Source organism: Alcanivorax profundi (genome assembly GCF_003597125.1).
GTDB classification, from domain to species: Bacteria; Pseudomonadota; Gammaproteobacteria; order Pseudomonadales; family Alcanivoracaceae; genus Alcanivorax; species Alcanivorax profundi.
In genome coordinates this window covers 687,530-705,399 of the sequence record NZ_QYYA01000002.1, presented here as the reverse complement: position 1 = coordinate 705,399, position 17,870 = coordinate 687,530, and the positions used below count along the sequence as shown (strand labels likewise).

At 56.0% G+C, this 17,870-nt stretch carries 13 protein-coding genes; 10 read left to right on the top strand and 3 right to left on the bottom strand.

What is annotated here, in order from left to right; genetic code table 11:
• The first annotated feature begins 167 nt into the window (after positions 1 to 167).
• The 5 genes from mnmE (at position 168) to D4A39_RS08515 (ending at position 7,788) form a co-directional block, all read left to right on the top strand.
• On the top strand, positions 168 to 1,535 hold the full coding sequence (mnmE, locus tag D4A39_RS08535) for a tRNA uridine-5-carboxymethylaminomethyl(34) synthesis GTPase MnmE (RefSeq protein ID WP_119917884.1): 1,368 nt from the start codon (positions 168 to 170) through the stop codon (positions 1,533 to 1,535).
• 361 nt (positions 1,536 to 1,896) lie between these two features.
• Positions 1,897 to 3,657 carry a hypothetical protein gene (locus tag D4A39_RS08530; RefSeq protein ID WP_119917883.1) on the top strand — a complete coding sequence of 587 codons (1,761 nt, stop codon included), beginning with the start codon at positions 1,897 to 1,899 and terminating at the stop codon, positions 3,655 to 3,657.
• 10 nt (positions 3,658 to 3,667) lie between these two features.
• Complete coding sequence (locus D4A39_RS08525) at positions 3,668 to 4,969, top strand: hypothetical protein (protein ID WP_119917882.1); 1,302 nt, start codon at positions 3,668 to 3,670, stop codon at positions 4,967 to 4,969.
• Positions 4,970 to 4,985: 16 nt separating this feature from the next.
• A complete protein-coding gene (locus tag D4A39_RS08520; protein ID WP_147393899.1) occupies positions 4,986 to 5,696 on the top strand; it encodes a hypothetical protein in 711 nt (236 codons plus the stop codon).
• 10 nt (positions 5,697 to 5,706) lie between these two features.
• Positions 5,707 to 7,788, top strand: a complete 2,082-nt coding sequence (locus tag D4A39_RS08515) for a DUF6160 family protein (RefSeq protein ID WP_119917880.1) — start codon at positions 5,707 to 5,709, stop codon at positions 7,786 to 7,788.
• Positions 7,789 to 7,847: 59 nt separating this feature from the next.
• Here D4A39_RS08515 and D4A39_RS08510 read toward each other — a convergent pair whose 3' ends face one another.
• Positions 7,848 to 8,414, bottom strand: a complete 567-nt coding sequence (locus tag D4A39_RS08510; RefSeq protein WP_022985923.1) for a carboxymuconolactone decarboxylase family protein — start codon at positions 8,412 to 8,414, stop codon at positions 7,848 to 7,850.
• A gap of 174 nt (positions 8,415 to 8,588) precedes the next feature.
• Here D4A39_RS08510 and D4A39_RS08505 point away from each other — a divergent pair, with 174 nt between their 5' ends.
• On the top strand, positions 8,589 to 9,182 hold the full coding sequence (locus tag D4A39_RS08505) for a TetR/AcrR family transcriptional regulator (protein ID WP_022985922.1): 594 nt from the start codon (positions 8,589 to 8,591) through the stop codon (positions 9,180 to 9,182).
• A gap of 69 nt (positions 9,183 to 9,251) precedes the next feature.
• Here the strand turns inward: D4A39_RS08505 and D4A39_RS08500 are convergent, their stop codons facing one another.
• Positions 9,252 to 10,001 (bottom strand): transporter, encoded by a 750-nt coding sequence (locus tag D4A39_RS08500; RefSeq protein WP_022985921.1) that lies wholly within the window; start codon positions 9,999 to 10,001, stop codon positions 9,252 to 9,254.
• 297 nt (positions 10,002 to 10,298) lie between these two features.
• On the opposite strand from D4A39_RS08500, the gene D4A39_RS08495 reads away from it, so the two are divergent.
• From D4A39_RS08495 to D4A39_RS08480, 4 genes are all read left to right on the top strand, one after another.
• Positions 10,299 to 11,930 carry a fatty acid--CoA ligase gene (locus D4A39_RS08495; protein ID WP_022985920.1) on the top strand — a complete coding sequence of 544 codons (1,632 nt, stop codon included), beginning with the start codon at positions 10,299 to 10,301 and terminating at the stop codon, positions 11,928 to 11,930.
• Positions 11,931 to 12,346: 416 nt separating this feature from the next.
• Positions 12,347 to 13,459 (top strand): efflux RND transporter periplasmic adaptor subunit, encoded by a 1,113-nt coding sequence (locus tag D4A39_RS08490; RefSeq protein ID WP_022985919.1) that lies wholly within the window; start codon positions 12,347 to 12,349, stop codon positions 13,457 to 13,459.
• Complete coding sequence (locus D4A39_RS08485; protein ID WP_119917879.1) at positions 13,456 to 16,548, top strand: efflux RND transporter permease subunit; 3,093 nt, start codon at positions 13,456 to 13,458, stop codon at positions 16,546 to 16,548. The genes D4A39_RS08490 and D4A39_RS08485 overlap by 4 nt, the downstream gene beginning before the upstream one ends.
• A 174-nt stretch (positions 16,549 to 16,722) precedes the next feature.
• Positions 16,723 to 17,388: a M48 family metallopeptidase gene (locus tag D4A39_RS08480; RefSeq protein WP_022985917.1), complete on the top strand. Its 666-nt coding sequence runs from the start codon at positions 16,723 to 16,725 to the stop codon at positions 17,386 to 17,388.
• A gap of 122 nt (positions 17,389 to 17,510) precedes the next feature.
• Here D4A39_RS08480 and cspE read toward each other — a convergent pair whose 3' ends face one another.
• Positions 17,511 to 17,714: a transcription antiterminator/RNA stability regulator CspE gene (gene cspE / locus D4A39_RS08475; RefSeq protein ID WP_022985916.1), complete on the bottom strand. Its 204-nt coding sequence runs from the start codon at positions 17,712 to 17,714 to the stop codon at positions 17,511 to 17,513.
• Positions 17,715 to 17,870 lie beyond the last annotated feature (156 nt).

Below are 17,870 nucleotides of genomic sequence, written 5' to 3'. Positions count from 1 at the left end.
GCCGGGATTTGAGCCTCAAAGGCATGGCTCAACCTCCCCGCAGGAGCGCCGCTCGCGGCGCGATCCCCAACGCCCAATATCGCGCCGCGAGCCTTTTAAACTCGTGACATTTCGCCCTTTTTAGGTTTTCCTTGCGGCTTGTAGCTTGCCGCTTGTCGCTTTTTTCCATGCCCAATTCCGCTGACACCATCGTTGCCATTGCTACCGCCCCCGGCCGGGGTGGGGTGGGTGTGGTGCGTCTGTCCGGGCCTGCAGCCCCTGGCATCTCAAAATCAATCTGCGGCGATCGCGAACTGACCCCGCGCCTGGCGCACTTTGCCCGCTTTCGGGATGCCGCAGGACAGGTCATCGACGAAGGCCTGGCCATCTATTTCCCCGCGCCACACTCCTTTACCGGTGAAGACGTGGTGGAATTGCAGGGGCATGGCGGCCCCGTCATTCTCGATTTGCTGGTGAAGGCGTGTATTGATGCCGGTGCACGGCAGGCCCGCGCGGGGGAGTTCTCACAACGGGCCTTCCTGAATGACAAGATGGACCTGACCCAGGCGGAAGCCATCGCCGACCTGATTGATGCCGGAACAGAAGCCTCTGCCAGAGCCGCGCTCAATTCCCTCCAGGGCGCTTTTTCCAGCGAAGTGAATCAACTGGTAGAAGACCTGATCGGCCTGCGTATCTATGTGGAAGCCGCCATCGACTTCCCGGAAGAGGAAATCGACTTCCTGTCAGACGGCAAGGTGGCCGGTGACCTGCATGCGGTGCACCAGCAATGCCTGCGGGTGCTGGATGAGGCCCGGCAAGGCCGGTTGGTCCGAGAAGGGATGACCCTGGTCATTGCGGGCAAGCCCAATGCGGGCAAGTCGTCCCTGATGAACGCCCTGGCCGGGTTCGATGCGGCGATCGTCACTGACATTGCGGGCACTACCCGAGATGTGCTGCGTGAATCCATTCAGATTGATGGCATGCCGCTGAACCTGATTGATACCGCCGGCCTGCGTGACAGTGCCGATGTGGTCGAGCAGGAAGGTATTCGCCGGGCCTTTGCTGAAATCAAAAAAGCCGACCGGTTGCTGGTCATGGTGGATTCCCGGGAACAGCCAATAGATTCACAGGATATCCACAGCCTGCTGCCGCAGAGTCAGCAACAGCTGGAGGATCTGGCGCTTCCCATCACCGTGATCCTCAACAAGGCGGACTTGTCCGGCTTGCCCTGCGGGCCGCGTTCGGATGGTTGCTTCGTACTGTCCGCTTCCACGGGAGAGGGGCTCCCCGCCTTCCGTGACCACCTTAAACAGGTGGCAGGCTACCAAGGGGAGGGACAAAGCCGATTCTCGGCCCGCCGCCGCCATATCACTGCGCTGGAGCAGGCCCTGCAGGCCCTGGAAAACGGCCGGGCGCAACTGCATAGCCATGCCGCAGGCGAACTCCTCGCCGAAGACCTGCGCGCCGCCCAAAAAGCGTTGGAAGAGATCACCGGGGCCTTCACCGCCGATGACCTGCTCGGCCGCATCTTCTCCTCCTTCTGCATCGGCAAATAAGCCACCTCGAAACTCACAGCCGTAGCAGCGTCGCTGGCGGCGCGATTGCCCAGTATGCACATGCAGCGGCAGCAGGAACCCATCCCCCGTAAACGGTTGATAAACAAAGCGTTTCCTAAACAACCCGTCTACCCGATTGGCCAAATACATCGCATTTCTGACCATTCCGCCCATCCGGCGACAAACGGAAAATCTTCTTACAAAACAAGGAAATAAAACTGCGTATACAAAATAACGCTTGCTGATCATTGTTTGGCCAGTACGATCGCGCCACCGTGTGTAAAGCTATAGAAACTATCTGTGAACATTTGTTAACAGATAGGAAATAAGAATAACGTATATGTATATGGGAGAGTGCGTCATGCAGACGATGCGTCAGTGCATGCGTGAAGTGTGCTATTCGGCACGGGCAGGATTGCTCGGCCTGCTGGCCCTGTTGCCATTGTGCAGCCTGGCAGCGATGGAGCGCATGGATGACGCTGCCATGTCCGATGTCAGCGGAGCCGGCATTGCCTTGGGCTTTGAAGATTTTCGCTGGCTGACCAAGCCAACCAGTTACTTCGAACAAATGGGAACGGATCCCGTTGGGGATACCACCTTTCAACGTGCTGACATGCGCTGGTATGGGCTCAGCATCACTGCAGTTCCAGATGGCTCCTCTGGTAATGAAGGTTTTCATTGGGACGCGTCCACCGGCTCCTTTGGCAGCGCCTGCACCGGAACGGGCTTGGCGTGTCCTCTCGGAGGGGTGATTCCCGATTTCTCCCCCTATGATAATCCCTATGTACTGCGGGCTTTTTCCCCCACGGGATACAGCTACGACGGAACTGTTCTGAACAGTGATCCGGATAATCCGGACAAGACGGTATACGAATACGTCGCGCCGACACAGCAGCCCTACTATAACTTTGCCTTTTGGGGAGAAATTGAAGCAGGACGCACTGGAGCGAATGAAAATCTGGGGACCGGTTCTGGCGATTTTCTCAAAACTCAGACCCTGATTCAGGGTAATGCCGCGGGCTCAATATTCAGGATGTTTCAACACACCCAGCCAGGGAATGAAACATTCGCGATTATGTACCACAGCCATTTGCGCGGGGATTTCCGCTTTTCGGCTGCCCAACATAACGGTGGCGCAGGCAATAACGGCAGTGATGTCATCGGGGTTCCTGTCATCTTTGATGAACAGGAAGGTCTACATTTCAAGAATGTGGATGCCTTTATTCCTCTGGGACAGCTCTTTTACCAGGCGTTGACCCTGGATGCCGTACCGCAACAAGACGGTAATTTTATTCTTGAAATTCCCTATCTTAGAGACCCCTCTATTCCAACAAGTAACCCCCTTAATGCGGCCATGGAGCATTTCTATTCATTTGCTGTTCCGGAGACAACTGCAGACTCAAATGATCCGAATGGTCACACCTTGGCAGGGTTTATTACCGCACGATTGGCACTTCTGGAAAGTACCCCAGGCGCGAATATTGGTGCTTATAAAAACTATGTCAGCAGTACTTATGGCATCCCGTTAGCAGACATAGAACTACCTGAAAGCTACAACGTGACTCACGGTTATTCACGATGGGGAGACTGGTATCCATGCCGTGGAATTGGTTGCCCGTCTGTTCACACAGGGAATGCCTCGCACCCCGATCGAAATATATTTAATTCGACTAGTGATGGTGTCTTTTTCAGGAAATGTACAGGGTGTAATGACTTTGATGCATTTGCCTACATGATCACAGCGGTTGATGTTCGGCCTGGAAATAACCAGTACACCTGCCCGGGTGGAAGCAGCTGTGGTTCATACACGCCACGCGGAATATCTGCCTCAAGTAGAACAGATAATGGCCGCTACTATGCGCAGTCTGATTCTTGTAGTGCAGGAACGGGAAGCAATGCCTATCGCTGCGGGTATGGCGGAAGCTACAGCATTAATGCTGGCAGTCGCTATACCCATGCTTCAAGACAAGATCCTTCAGAGCTGTTTGACGTATCCAGTCAGGCTCCGGCCGCAGGCCTCCCTGTCATTCGTACAGATGTTGTGAATCTTGGTGATGCACGCATTGAAGGGATGCAGATTAATTATATGAAATTTACCAGCTACGGTGCCGGAGCTCCGTAGGGATTCCATTATGAAAATAACAATATCCCGGAAGCTGATGATCTCTTGTACGAATGTGGATGCATTCCGTCACACTATGACTGAGATGGATGACGACTCACTGCGTGATGTATCAGGGCAAGGCCTTTTCGTTGCGGACATGGTCCGAGGGGATGAATTAACTGGGGCAAATGAATACTCAACCCCATTTAATTTTTACCGTATCGGAATGGACGGTGAGATGCAGCTCAATCTCAATATGTCCAAACTTCAGCTAGGTTGCGGCGGCATCAATGACCACCTTTCGGGTCATGCTGGCTGTGATATTGATATTGATTACGTGACGATGATGGGGCGCGATGGATATGAGGCGGGAGATTCCCAGAGCCCGGTGATACTGGACCGTCCGTACATGGAATTTGCCATTAAAAATGATGATACCCGGACCATGAGAGAGGTGGTGGGTATCAAAATTGGTGCCGCCACGGTCAATGGATTTATGGCTACTGGTCGTCGTTACTATCAGGGTGTCACCAACGAAGAGAACAATGGATTCGCCAGTTCGTGCAATCCTTCAGCGGCTACAGGATCCGGAGTTGTCGGATGCCACTCCGGGCTCAATACCGTGAGTGGATTCCTGGGTACAGACTTGTCACTGACTATGAGGGTGAAGGCAAATATTTGTGCATTGGGGATAGTCTTTGGTGCATGCCTTGGTGCTATTGGGCTTGATGCATGGGGCTGTACAGGGCGGACCGCCACTAACGTGGATTTGTGCGGTACCAACCAGAGTGATTCTGTGTTTGTTGATCTTGCCGGTACCAGGATGCAAACGTTGGGGTTGCGCGCCGCAGAACTTACGCTGAATGGCAGCGGGGTGGTGGCTGCGTTACAGGCGTTGGGATTAAATGATGTGTATGCACAGCTGAATACTGATGCCCGAAGTGTGCATGGTCTGGCTTTTGTGGATACCAGTGATTTCTTCCTCTCGTTCCAGAGAGAGGCTGTGGCTTACCCGAGGTACAGCAAAATTACGCCGACGGAAGAATTTACCCAGAATGGTCAGATGGGGGTGGCGCTGGACGCATGTGCAACAACGAATATGGATACGTCTCGTTGTCATAGTGCTTATGCCGTTCCTGCCAATACAGGGTGGTGGCTGAATGCACCAAGTGCAAAGTTGGTAGATGTATTCAATGATGATTTTGATTTGGGTAATCAGACCGTTATCGATGTATTGCCCCTTCTGGCGGCGCCGGGTTTTCTGATTGAGCACCCGGAGTTTCAGATGCAAAGGGCACAGAACTGTTATGGATCCAGCACGTTCTGCTGATAGGGGAGGCAAGATAATGAAAATAAAATTCCTTCCGTTTTATTTGTTCATATGGATATTCGCTCCGATACAGGTTGCCGCTGAGACATTACGTCCAATGCAAGACGAAGAGTTGGAAGCGGTCACAGGCAAGAATGCAATCCAGCTTTCCTTAAAGATGCACAACAATGTGGAAGTTCAGGACGATAACCATGTGGCATTAAGCCATTGCAATACTGCGCCTGGCACATATAACCCTTGCCGGTTAGGGATGGAGTTTGTTGACAAGGAAAGAAACTGGCTGGTGATGAAAGAATTTTATGGATATCTCAACCTGGTGGATATCCGCTTGGAAGGGGTGAAGCTGCCTTCCAGTTCCACTGCGCATAGCTCCTACTATGATCCGGATCGATTCAAACGTGAGGATGGCACCTGCATGATTGCAGGATGTGATCCGCGGGGACTGGCGGCTATTGAAATGACTTACACCTCGGCAAAGGGAACGGGTGAATATGGAGACATGCTCACCTTCCTGAATGTGGGAAGAATGGCGGTAGAGGTGAATGACCCGGGGGCGACATACAGTGATGCAAGTAATCCCCATACGCCTGATGACATTGCAGACTTCGGTTTTATGCAGGAACAGAATCAGGGGGTAGCAAATGCATTCCGCATCAGTGACAGTGCGGGTCCGAATGCAAACATGCAGGTACGTTTTGACGGGAGGGCGTTGATTTATGGTTTCTAGAACGCTTTCGTTGTTATGGCTGGTGCCAGCATCATCACTGGCATTAACCCCGCTGGATGATACTTCGCTGTCTTCGGTAAATGGTCGAGATGGTTTGACGGTCAATTTGCAAAGTCCGGATGGTATCCATATTGATCGGATTACCTGGGAGACAGATCAGGGAATTGCTAATCAGGAGGCACTGACGCATTTTCGCGATCTTTCCTGGGAGGGTGATGGCGGACCCATGCAATCGACCTTCACTTTTGATGTGGGAAGTGATGGTAGTAATCCCATGGTCGCCATGAACTATACCTGGCAGCCAGGTTTTTACCGTATCGGCGGCTTCACTCTCGAAACTCCTACAAACACGGCATTCGCCAACCAGTCTCTGGGACAGCTTGGCTTGTATTCCCAGGGAGGGATCAGTCTGTCCAACCGCGGGTTGTTCAATGCGGATGGTGACTTTGCCCAGTTAGACTTCAACATGACGGGAGATCTGATTCTGCGGCAGGGCGGTCCGGGTGTGGCGGAATTAAGCTTCGGTAATCTGGTGTTTGAAAATCGCTTTACCAATGGCGCGGCAGGGGGGCACGCGGCAGGGAATGGAACGATTGGGATTACGGCTGATGGCTTGCTGATCCAGGCTGATCATACCTATACCGATCTGAGTTTCGATTTAATGTACAAGCAAAACCCTGTGGATTTTGATCGGGCAGGCCGATCACCTCTGGTTCATCTGGGTTGGAAAGGGGGTCTATCCAATGCGCAAATGGAGATTCTTCCGGGGGGGGGGAGCTATAACCTTGTGGGCAATAGCTGGGATTACACAGCAAACCGATCCGAAGGATTATTGTTCCGTTCGCAATGGGATTTTGATTCTGATTTTGGCCTGGCAATTGGTCATGCTGACGGTGACAGAACTCGCCTGACACTTTCGGACTGGACCAAGCTTGGCGGAACAGCAGGACCGATGCTGTCCATGGATGTCATTCTGGATATCCTGCAGAACAATACCGGGCCATCAGGGCTATGCTTCGGCAGTACCTTGACCAGTGGTCAGCCCAACCAATCGCTGTGTGAGGCCAATGGTGGCGAGTTCCTGGATACTCGCGTGGCAGCCAATGATTCTGCTTTCGCGTTTCTTGTCCGTAACGGCCACCTGCATGCTTATAGCAGTAAAATGAACGTACAAAATCCGGTGAGCGGATGGGATCAGGATTATGACTTCGGCCTGATTCTGACCATGGGGAAACTGGATGCGGATGTAGTGATTTATCCCCGTGGTGCTTACAGTGGTAACGGCTTTACGGGGACTGAAGGGTTAAAGCTGGACATTAACTTGTTGGCACAGTCTCCGGGGTATTGGGATAAGGCAAACAGTTCGGATCCCACGGTAAGAGCAACGGCGGGAGACAATTGGGCGACCAATTCCCATTTGATGTTTGCGAATACCAACACTGGTGTGGGTGTCGGTATCCTGAACAATGATGTGCTGTGGCAAACCCGGGATATGTTTATCCGCATCGGCGATACCGACATGGCATTTCCCGATATGCCCAGCGGTATCATGCTAAGCAGTGATACGTTTGCCCGCTACTATCTGCGGGGGCTTTTTGGCGCGGGGGATCTCAATGATCTGGGGAATAACACCGCGAATGTCGCACTTTGGCAATTCAATCTGGCCGCCAGTCAGTACCGGTTCGTTCTCTATCCCAGTACCAAGGCGTACACGGTACCCGATGGTTCCGGTGGAACCACATCCGAAACCTTGTCTACCATCGGCTTCGCCGGCTTCTTCCACCTGGATGGCAGTTCCTATTTGAGTCTGGCGGAATCCTCCAGCCCGCAAGCCTCCTTCAACCTCTACAATGTAGAGGGAAGTTTGGGATGGAAAGACGGTAACGTGGTCATGAAGTCGGGTGACCAGAATCTGGATGGGGCGCCTACCATTACGATTGAAAATCAGTTGTTGATTGGCGAAAGCGTCAACTTTGGCAATGGCCCGGGTAATCCACTGATCGGTAACGTGGGATTTGGGGATCAAAACTACGGACGTATCGCTATGCCTGGCGGAATCTGGAATAGCGAGATTGTAGCCAAGGTTCCCTAGGAAAACTGAACAGCATAAGACCTGTTTCCGGTGTTAACCGGAAACAGGCAAAGCAGACATCAGCAGGTGGGCTGTTCCGCTCCATGCCATGCGAATTTCTTGAACGGTTCATCAACCGGTGTATTGGCCAGATGGTTGGTGTAATTACTCATCACCTTTTGTGCCAGCCCAAGAATAATCTCGAGAACATGTCGCTTTTCAAAGCCGGCACCAAGAAAGCTGTTGATCGCTTCTTCACTGACCTCACCCCGGTCGCGAACCACTGCAAGAGTGAAGTCACGGAGTGCCTCCAGCCTGTCGGTAGGCAGAGGTGTCTTGTCACGTAATGCATTGGTGATGCGGTCGTCTACTTTCATGGATTTGGCGATGCCGGTGTGTGCGGGAACACAATAGTGGCAGGCATGTTCCACATTAATGGTCTGCCAAACGACGGTGATTTCATCATCGTTAAAGCTGGTTTCAAGAAACAGGGAATGCAGTTTTTGGTACCCCTCCAGCAGTCCCGGGGCCTCCGCCATTACCGCATGCAAATTCGGAATCATGCCAAAGCTTTTCTGTGACGCCTTCAAGAGGGCTTGGCTGGCCTCAGGGGCGCTGTCTTCTGTATGCAGCTGAAAATCCGTCATGGGGACTCCTCAGTAAAGGTTTGTTTTTGAGTGATTGCTCAAATACAGGATCAAACCCTAACAGCATTGTGTGGAATCTCAACCTTTTTTGAGTGAATACTCAAAAAAGGAGTAAAATGCATTGCATTCGAGGCGATTGACCCACCAGAGGAGAGAAAGGTTTTGCCAAGACCAATGCGCCAAGACCGCCAAGAGTGTCTACAACGCGCCATGGCCCTGTTCTGGGACAGGGGTTATCACGCGACCTCCATGAAAGACCTGGAACAGGTCCTGGATATGCGCCCGGGCAGTATCTATGCCGCCTTTGGAAGCAAGGAAGGCCTTTATAGTGAAGCATTGACGTTGTATGCCAGAGACATGGCCAGCGAGTTTTCCCAACGGGTCTCCAGCCAGTCCAGTGTGCTCAATGCGCTGGCCAGCTATGTGAGGGAGCTGGGTAAACTGAATCGTGACAAGCTGCCTTCCTGTGCCTGCATGCTGGTGAAAGGGTTGCTGGAAACGGGGGAAAGCCACACCTTGCAACGGCAAATCGAGGCCAGTCTGTCGGGTATGGAAGGCCTGTTCCGACAGGCTTTTCAGCACGCCATCGAGAACAGCGAAATAGCCCGGTCTGGCGAGGACCGCTATCAGCCGGAGCGATTGGCCAGGTGGTTGCAGTTTTCCATCATGGGCCTGCGTGCCTATGCTCAGCGGTCCGGGAATCAGCGCGGGCTTCAAGCCCTGGCGAATGATCTGGCAGATGACGTTTTGAGACTAGGAACCCTCTGACCAGTGCCTTGATGTCTTGCCTGCCGTTTGAAGACCGGCAAGGCTTGGGAGAGCGGGCTTGTTGGGCGGCTAGAACGCGACTGCGATTCCCAGCCCCGTTTCATTATCCACGCTGTCGTTATCCAGGGCGCCGCGGCCATAAAGATCGAATTGAATCGTCGGAGTCAGCATCCAGGTAAGACCGCCGCCTGCGCGATGATTATCGTCACCGTTTTCGTCGTTCCGGCTTAGGCCGGCGTCAAGAAAGACCGCCCATTGCTCGTTGAGCCGTGCGTGCCAGCTTGGCACCACGGTAGTCCACTTTTCGTTACCTCTGTCGTCATAACGAACACTGAGTTGCAGCTGGTGTCGGTCGTCCAGCCACCAGCCTCCACTGATTGCCATGAAGCTGCCATCTTCTTCATTACTGAAAGCGTCGCTGGCGGTATCCAGCAGCATGCCGCCGAGCAATGCTGCGCGAAAGATGTCGCCCCGGTAGAGGGACAATTTGAGACCCAGGCTGCTGTCGCCCATTCCATCCAGTTCGCTGGACTGTTTTCCGGTGGTGTATTCCTGATAACGGTAACTGTTGATACCGACCTGAATTTCCATCTTCGGGATAACACGCAATCGCAACAGGGTATTGAAGTCCAGGGTCGTAATTTCCGGACTGCTGCGCATGTCCAGTGTCGCGTCAGGGAGCCCCTGTTCAATGGCGATGCGGTATTTGCCTAGCAGATCCGGGTTCAGTCCCAGTCCTGGTCGTTCGAAAGCCGGGGCGGCCACGCCCGGGCCAGCAACAAGCAACAGTAGGGGGGGTACGCAAAGCCAGCGGGGCATCGACTCTTCACTCCTTTGAAGAACATGCAGGCAGACAAATCGGAAAAGGCACCCTAGCACCGCCAGAACCGGCTTCACCATTAACCGAAAGAATTAACCGTGCCAGGGGATGACGAGATTGCTAGACAGGGTGTCTACATGGCGTAGTATTTTGTAACCGTTCCGGGTTTGCCGCAGGTGACCTGCGGGGAAGGCTGTGCCACCCTTGGGGGCCGGCATACTGGTGAGTAGGTGGAACACCCTGCCGCCGTCGGAACGATAATAATTGCCATATTTATGGACCTTTGGAGAGTCAAAATGAGTAGCGACCTGAGCATTCAGCGCAGTGCTTCCGCCGTGGAGCCGGCACTGGTGATCAACCGTATCCTGGAAGCGGGGGTGCGCAAGGCGCCGAACCAGACCATCACCTACAATGGTCGTGATTACACCTACCGCGAGTTTGAGGAGCGGGTTCATCGTCTGGCCGGGGCGCTGGCCGCCCAGGGCATCAAACCCGGTGACACCGTCGCCGTCATGGACTGGGATACCAACCGCTACCTGGAAGCCTTCTTTGCAATCCCGATGATGGGGGCTGTGCTGCACACCGTAAATGTACGGTTGAGCCCGGAGCAGATCCTTTACACCATCAACCACGCCAAGGATGACGCTATCCTGGTGAACAGCGAATTCCTGCCGGTGCTGGAAGAGCTGAAAGACCGTATCGAGCCGGTGAAAACCTATATCCTGCTGGACGATGACGGGGTCAAAGGCAGCGACAGCCTGCCCCTGGCGGGGGAATACGAGGCGCTGCTGGCCGACGCACCGGCCCGCTATGCGTTCCCGGAGCTGGACGAAAACACCCGCGCCACCACCTTTTACACCACCGGCACCACCGGCCTGCCCAAAGGGGTGTATTTCTCCCACCGTCAGCTGGTGCTGCATACCTTTGCCGGTCGTAACACCATGTCCGGTGTCGGTCAGGGTCGCTTCAACGAAGACGACGTCTATATGCCGATTACCCCCATGTTCCATGTGCACGCCTGGGGGATTCCCTACATGGCGACCCTGATGGGCGTGCAGCAGGTATACCCGGGCCGTTATGAGCCGGCTACCCTGCTCAAGCTGCTGGTCAGCAAGAAAGTCACCTTCTCTCACTGTGTCCCCACCATTATCCAGATGCTGTTGCAGGCGGAAGCCGCCAAGAGCGTGGACCTGAGTGGCTGGAAAGTGATCATCGGCGGTTCGGCCTTGCCCAAGGCCCTGGCCATGGGGGCGCTGGAGCGAGGTATTGATATCTATACCGGTTACGGCATGAGCGAAACCTGCCCACTGCTGACCCTCGCACAGTTGACCCCGGAGCTGGAGAACGCCGACCTGGAAACCCAGGCCGACTACCGCACCCGCACCGGTCGCCCGGTGGCCATGGTGCAGTTGCGAATCGTCGATGGCGAGATGAACGACGTCCCTCACGATGGCAAGAGCCAGGGGGAAGTGGTTGTCCGCGCCCCCTGGCTGACCCAGGGTTATCTGAACGATCCGGAAAAGTCCGAAGAGCTGTGGGCGGGTGGCTGGTTGCACACCGGTGACGTGGCGGTGATGAGCGACGATGGTTGGCTGAAGATCGTTGACCGCATCAAGGACGTGATCAAGACGGGCGGCGAGTGGGTCTCCTCCATTGATCTGGAAGGCCTTGTCCTGCAACACCCCGGTGTGGGTGAGTGTGCAGTGGTCGGCGTGCCGGATGCCAAGTGGGGCGAACGCCCGGTGGCGCTGGTGGTGAAAAGCGGTGATGCCGACGAAGAGGGTATCAAGGCCCTGATTGCCGACTATGCCGAGAAAGGCATCATCAGCCGTTATGGCATCCCGGACCGGGTGATTTTTGTCGATGCCCTGCCGCGTACCTCCGTGGGCAAGCTCGACAAGAAGAAGATGCGGGCGGAAATGGTGTAAGAAGCCCTGGCAAATACGGTGGTTCGACCGCGAAGGGTCAGCGACGCTTGGCGCGTCGCGGTGGAACCACCGCTCCCTCAGAACAGCGACCTGCAATCAGCGTTGCCACGATAACCACGACGAATACGCTGTAGGAGGGGAGGTTCGGCCACGCAACTGAACTCTGGAAACCCCACCTTCACCGCAGTGCATGACGACCCACAAAGTACCCCGGTTTTATCTCTTTGCCCTCTGTGGTGATGACCACATTGGAGCGCCTTCCCGGCAAGACACCAGCAGATCAAGGCGCAATATTCGCAAAGAATGTATCCATAAATGAATTAGCTTCATACTTGGCGGTCAGACTGGCGTATGAATTGCGAATTGCTTGCATAATGACGCGCTAGGCTTGGCGTGTTGAATTGAGGGAGTACCCCATGGGGCGGATTTTGGCGGGGCTGGTGCTGTTGGCGCTGGCGGCAGGGGGTATCTGGTGGGCACTGGTGCCCGATAGTGCGGCACCGCGACAACGGCCACCCACCGCGGTCAACGTGGCACCCAGCATTGAGCGGGACCTGTTTGATCAGGTCGAGGCCGTGGGCACCGCCCGGGCGGCCCAGGCCGTGGTGCTGTTGGCGGAGGTGCCCGGGCGGGTTTCGAAGATTCATTTTCAACAGGGTCAGCAAGTCAAACGGGGTCAGCTGCTGGTGCAGCTCGATGATCGCAATGCCCGTGCCGAACTGGCCCGGGCCGAAGCCGAATACCAGCGTGCCCAGGACGATTTTCGCCGTGGCCAGCAGCTGGTAGACCGCCGGGCGATCTCGCAATCGGAAGTGGATACTTTCCGCACCAGCCTGGAAGCCGCCAGAGCCAATCGCGATGCAGCCCAGGCGAACCTCAACGACCACCGTATTCAGGCTCCCTTTGCGGGAGTGGTCGGGCTACGCCAGGTGGATCCCGGCGCGTATCTTCAAACCGGTGATGCCATCACCACGCTGGATAACCTGGGCCATATCGAAGTGGATTTTCAGATACCGGAGCGCTATCTGGGGCGGCTTACCGTGGGGCTGCGGGTGCATGCCAGCAATGAGGCGTTCCCGAACCTGAATTTTGACGGGGCCATCAGCCATCTGGATTCCCGGGTAAATGCCAGCAGTCGCAGCCTGACCGCCCGGGCCCGGCTCAACAACCCCGGTAACCGGGTACGTCCCGGTCAGTTCATGCGTATTACCGTGCAACTGGCACAACGCACCGCGTTACTGGTACCGGAACAGGCGATCATCACCCAGGGAGCACAGAGCTATGTGTTCACCGTGGATGCCAACAGCCAGGCGATTCGTCATCCGGTGACCCTCGGCGGTCGGCGTGATGGTTGGGTAGAGATTCGTGACGGTCTGGTGGGGAACCCCGAGATCATCGTTAACGGACACACCCGGCTGGGCAGTGGTCAGGCGGTCAACATCATCGACAACCCCGATGCCTTGTTGCCGGAACAGCGGGTCTTGATTGCCCCACCGACACAGGACGTGGCGGGAGACGCGGCCGCATGATCCTGTCTGATGTGTCCATCAAGCGGCCGGTCTTCGCTACGGTGATCAGCCTGCTGATCGTGGTGTTCGGTGTCAGTGCCTTGCAGAAACTGCCGATCCGGGAATACCCGGACATTGATCCGCCGGAAGTGTCGGTAACGGTGGACTATGCCGGCGCGGCACCAGAGGTGATCGATACCCAGATTATCCAGGTTATTGAAGGCGCCATTGCCGGGGTGGAAGGGGTGCACCGCATTGAGTCGCGCAGCCGGTTGGGCTCGGCGCGGACCACGGTGGAATTCAGCCTTGAGCGGGATGTGGATATCGCCGCCAATGATGTTCGCGACGCCGTATCACGGGTGTTGAATCGCCTTCCGGAAGAAGCAGAAACACCGGTGATTGCCAAGGCCGATGCGGATGCCCGCCCGATCATCTGGGTGACCCTGACCAGTACCTCGCTGGCGCCACAGGAGCTGACGGACTTTGCCGAGCGTTCTCTGGTGGACCGTTTTGCGGTGCTCGATGGCGTATCGGAAGTGATCATCGGTGGTGAGCGCCGTTATGCCATGCGGGTGTGGCTGGATCGTCAGAGGATGGCAGCCAACGGCGTTACCGTGACCGATATCGAGCAGGCCCTGCGCAGCAACAATGTGGAGCTGCCGGCGGGACGGCTGGAGTCCGACTCGCGCGCCTTTACGCTGCGCGCCGACAACCGTTTGGCAACCGTGGACGCCTTCAAGGACCTGGTGGTGCGCCGCCAGGGCGATTACCTGTTGCGGCTCGGTGATGTGGCGAGAATTTCCCTGGGGGTGGAAAACGACGATTCCATCCTTCGCGCCAACGGTGAAACCGCCATTGGCCTTGGGGTCGTGCGCCAGTCCAAGGCCAACACCGTGGCGGTATCGGACCTGGTGCGTGAAGAGATTCTGGCGGTGCGCGAAAGCCTGCCGGCCGATATCCATCTGGATATCAATTCTGACGAGTCCCTGTTCATTCGCGCCTCTATCCGCGAGGTGTTGATCACCCTTGGGATCTCGGTGGTGCTGGTGATTGCCGTGATCTTTGCCTTCCTGGGCAATTTGCGTGCGACCCTGATTCCTGCCGTCACCATCCCGGTTTCCGTGATCGGCGCCTTTATCGGTTTCGGGATGATGGATTTCTCCATCAATGTGCTCACTCTGTTGGCGTTGATTCTGGCCATTGGTCTGGTGGTGGATGATGCCATCGTGATGCTGGAAAACATTCAGCGGCGTATTGATGAAGGGGAGTCGCGACTGGTGGCGGCTTACCTGGGGGCCCGGCAGGTGGCCTTTGCCGTGGTCGCCACTACGCTGACCCTGGTCGCGGTGTTTGTGCCTATCTCGTTCATGGGCGGCGATGTGGGCCGGTTATTCAGTGAATTTGGCTTCACCCTCGCTTCAGCAGTGATCATTTCCAGTATCGTGGCGCTCAGTCTTGCGCCCATGCTGTGCTCGCGCTGGCTGCACCGTCACAGCCAAAAAAATCAGCAAGGGCAGGGCAACGCATTTGAGCGCGCGTTGACGCGACTCAACAATGGCTACGCGAACACCCTGAAACGGACCCTGCAATCACCGGGGTTGCTGATTGGTGGCTGCGTGTTGTTGTGTGTAGTGGCGGTGGTGCTGTTCCGTCAATTGCCCCAGGAACTCGCCCCCACAGAAGATCGCGGCGTCTTTATTATTCCAGCCACCGCGCCCCAGGGAGCCACGGTGGAATATGGCGCTCATCACACCCAGGCCGTGGAAGAGATTCTCATGCCGCTGGTGGAAAACGGTGAAGCAGAGCGGGTGCTGGCAATCGTTGGTTTCCGGGGGGTGGCAGAGCGGGCGTTCACCATTGTTCGCCTGAAAGACTGGGAAGATCGCGAGCGCACCCAGCAGGAAATCGTTAACGGGATTCGTGGCCCGCTGATGAACGTGACAGGCCTGCGAGCCTTCCCGGTGAATCCCCCGGGGCTCGGGCAGAGTGCCTTCAATCAGGAACTGGAAGTGGTGGTCGCCGGACCAGACTATGAGCAAGTGTTGGCCTGGAGCGAAACCCTGATGCAGGCCATGAATGACAATCCCAACCTGACCAGCATCGACACCGATTTCGAACAAACCCAGCCGCAACTGGACGTGAAACTGAATCGTGAACGGGCCGCGGATCTGGGCATCACCGCCACCGATGTGGGGCAGACCCTGCAGGCCATGTTCGCCACCCTCACCGCGTCCACCTACGTGGATCGTGGTCGCGAATATGATGTGCTGCTGGAAGCCGAAAAACGCGCCAGCCGCAGTCCCGAGGACGTACTGCCGATCTACCTGCGCGGCAGTAACGGCGATCTGGTACCGTTCTCCAGTGTGGTGGAACTGACCACCACCGGCGATGCCCCGGAGCTGCGCCGGGTGGATCGCCTGCCCGCGATTACCCTGTCTGCCAACCTGGCAGAAGGCTACGATCTGGCCTCGGCCATGAACTATGTGGAACAGAAAGCGCAGGAAATCCTGCCGCTGGAAGCGCGCATCAGCTATAAGGGGATGGCCGAAGAACTGGAAGAATCATCCTCGGCCATTCTGATTACCTTTGCGCTGGCGCTGGTGATTGTGTTCCTGGTGCTGGCGGCCCAGTTCGAAAGCTGGATCCACCCCCTGATCATCATGTTGACCGTGCCACTGGCGCTGGCCGGCGCGGTGATTGCCATCCGCGTCACCGGGGACAGCCTCAATATCTACAGCCAGATTGGCATGATCATGCTGCTTGGGCTCATGGCCAAGAACGGCATCCTCATCGTTGAATTCGCCAATCAGTTACGGGATGAAGGCAGCAGCGTCAAAGACGCGATTTACCAGGGCGCCATTGTGCGTTTCCGGCCGGTGTTGATGACCGGGGTGTCCACCATTTTTGGTGCCGTACCACTGGTGCTGGCCACCGGTGCCGGTGCGGAAAGCCGTTTTACCATCGGCGTGGTGATTCTGGGTGGCTTGCTCTTTGCCACGGTACTCACACTCTTTATCATCCCGGTGTTGTACCAGTGGTTGGCACCCTACGCTTCCCCCGCCGATGCGGTGAAGCAGCAGCTGGATAAGGAAATGCCGGGAAGCCACTAACTACGCTGTAGGAGCGTCGCTCGCGGCGCGATAAACCAAACCTTTAAAAGCGATTTACCACATAGGGCACAGAGGGCAAAAAGGGAATTTACGCTGTGCTCTCTGTGGTGAAACTGCTTTTGATCCTGGTCTTTTATCGCGCCGCGAGCGACGCTCCTACGGCGAGGTTGATTCATGACTGACTACCAACTAATCCGCAGCAAGCGCCGCAGCCTGGAGCTGCGTGTGCTGGAAGATGGCCGTGTTCAGGTGCGTGCGCCGCAGCGGGCGTCCCTGCGCATGGTGCAGGATTTTGTGGATAGCCGGCGTCAGTGGATAGCTGACCAGCAACAGCGCCAGGCCAGCCGCCCCCGGCAACGCTGGCAAGATGGTGCCACGCTCGCGTGGCGCGGCGAGCCCTTGCAGATGGATGTCTGTGAAGGGCGCACCCGGGTCGCACTCAGCGGACCCTACCTGTCGGTGCGGGTGGCAGAGCCGGAGCAGGAAATGGCGGTGCGCAGCGCCGTGGAGGGCTGGATGCGCCGCCAGGCCAAACCGGTGTTTGAAGACAGTATCGAGCGCCAGTTTCACTGGTTTGAACAACAGGGCTTTGTCCGCCCCACCTTGCGCATCAAGAAAATGCGCACCCGCTGGGGGTCACTGTCTGCCCGCGGTTACATCAACCTCAACATGGCGCTGCTGCACTACCCGGCCGATGCACTGGACTATGTGGTGATGCACGAGCTCTGTCACCTAAAACACATGGACCACGGTCCCGGCTTCCATGCCCTCATGGACGCCCGCATGCCCGACTGGCGTCACCGCAAAACCCTCCTCGAGCAACCCCTGTTCCAACCGTGAATGAAAACCCCCCACCCTTCCCGTAGGAGCGTCGCTCGCGGCGCGATAAACAACGCCTGGCATTTTCGCCAGGCACAAAAAAACCCGCCGAAGCGGGTTTTTTTGTTTGCCGAAGCAGTGACTTAGTCAGCCACTACGTTGGCAGCCTGAGGACCTTTAGGGCCCTGCTGGATCTCGAAGGAAACCTTCTGACCCTCGGCCAGGGTTTTGAAGCCTGAGCCAGTGATTGCACTGAAATGAACGAATACGTCCGCACCACCATCGTCCTGGGAGATGAAACCAAAACCCTTGGACTCGTTGAACCACTTCACAGTACCAGTAGCCATGTGAATCTATACCTCAAAAACTATTACTTAGGGTGTTGCTTGCAAACCATGATGGGGGGTGTTCGGAGACAACTTCAGCTTCACGCAGGGAAGGCAACTACCAACACAAACCTCGGCCATAATTCGCAGCCACTTCCGACTCTACTCCCCTTTTAC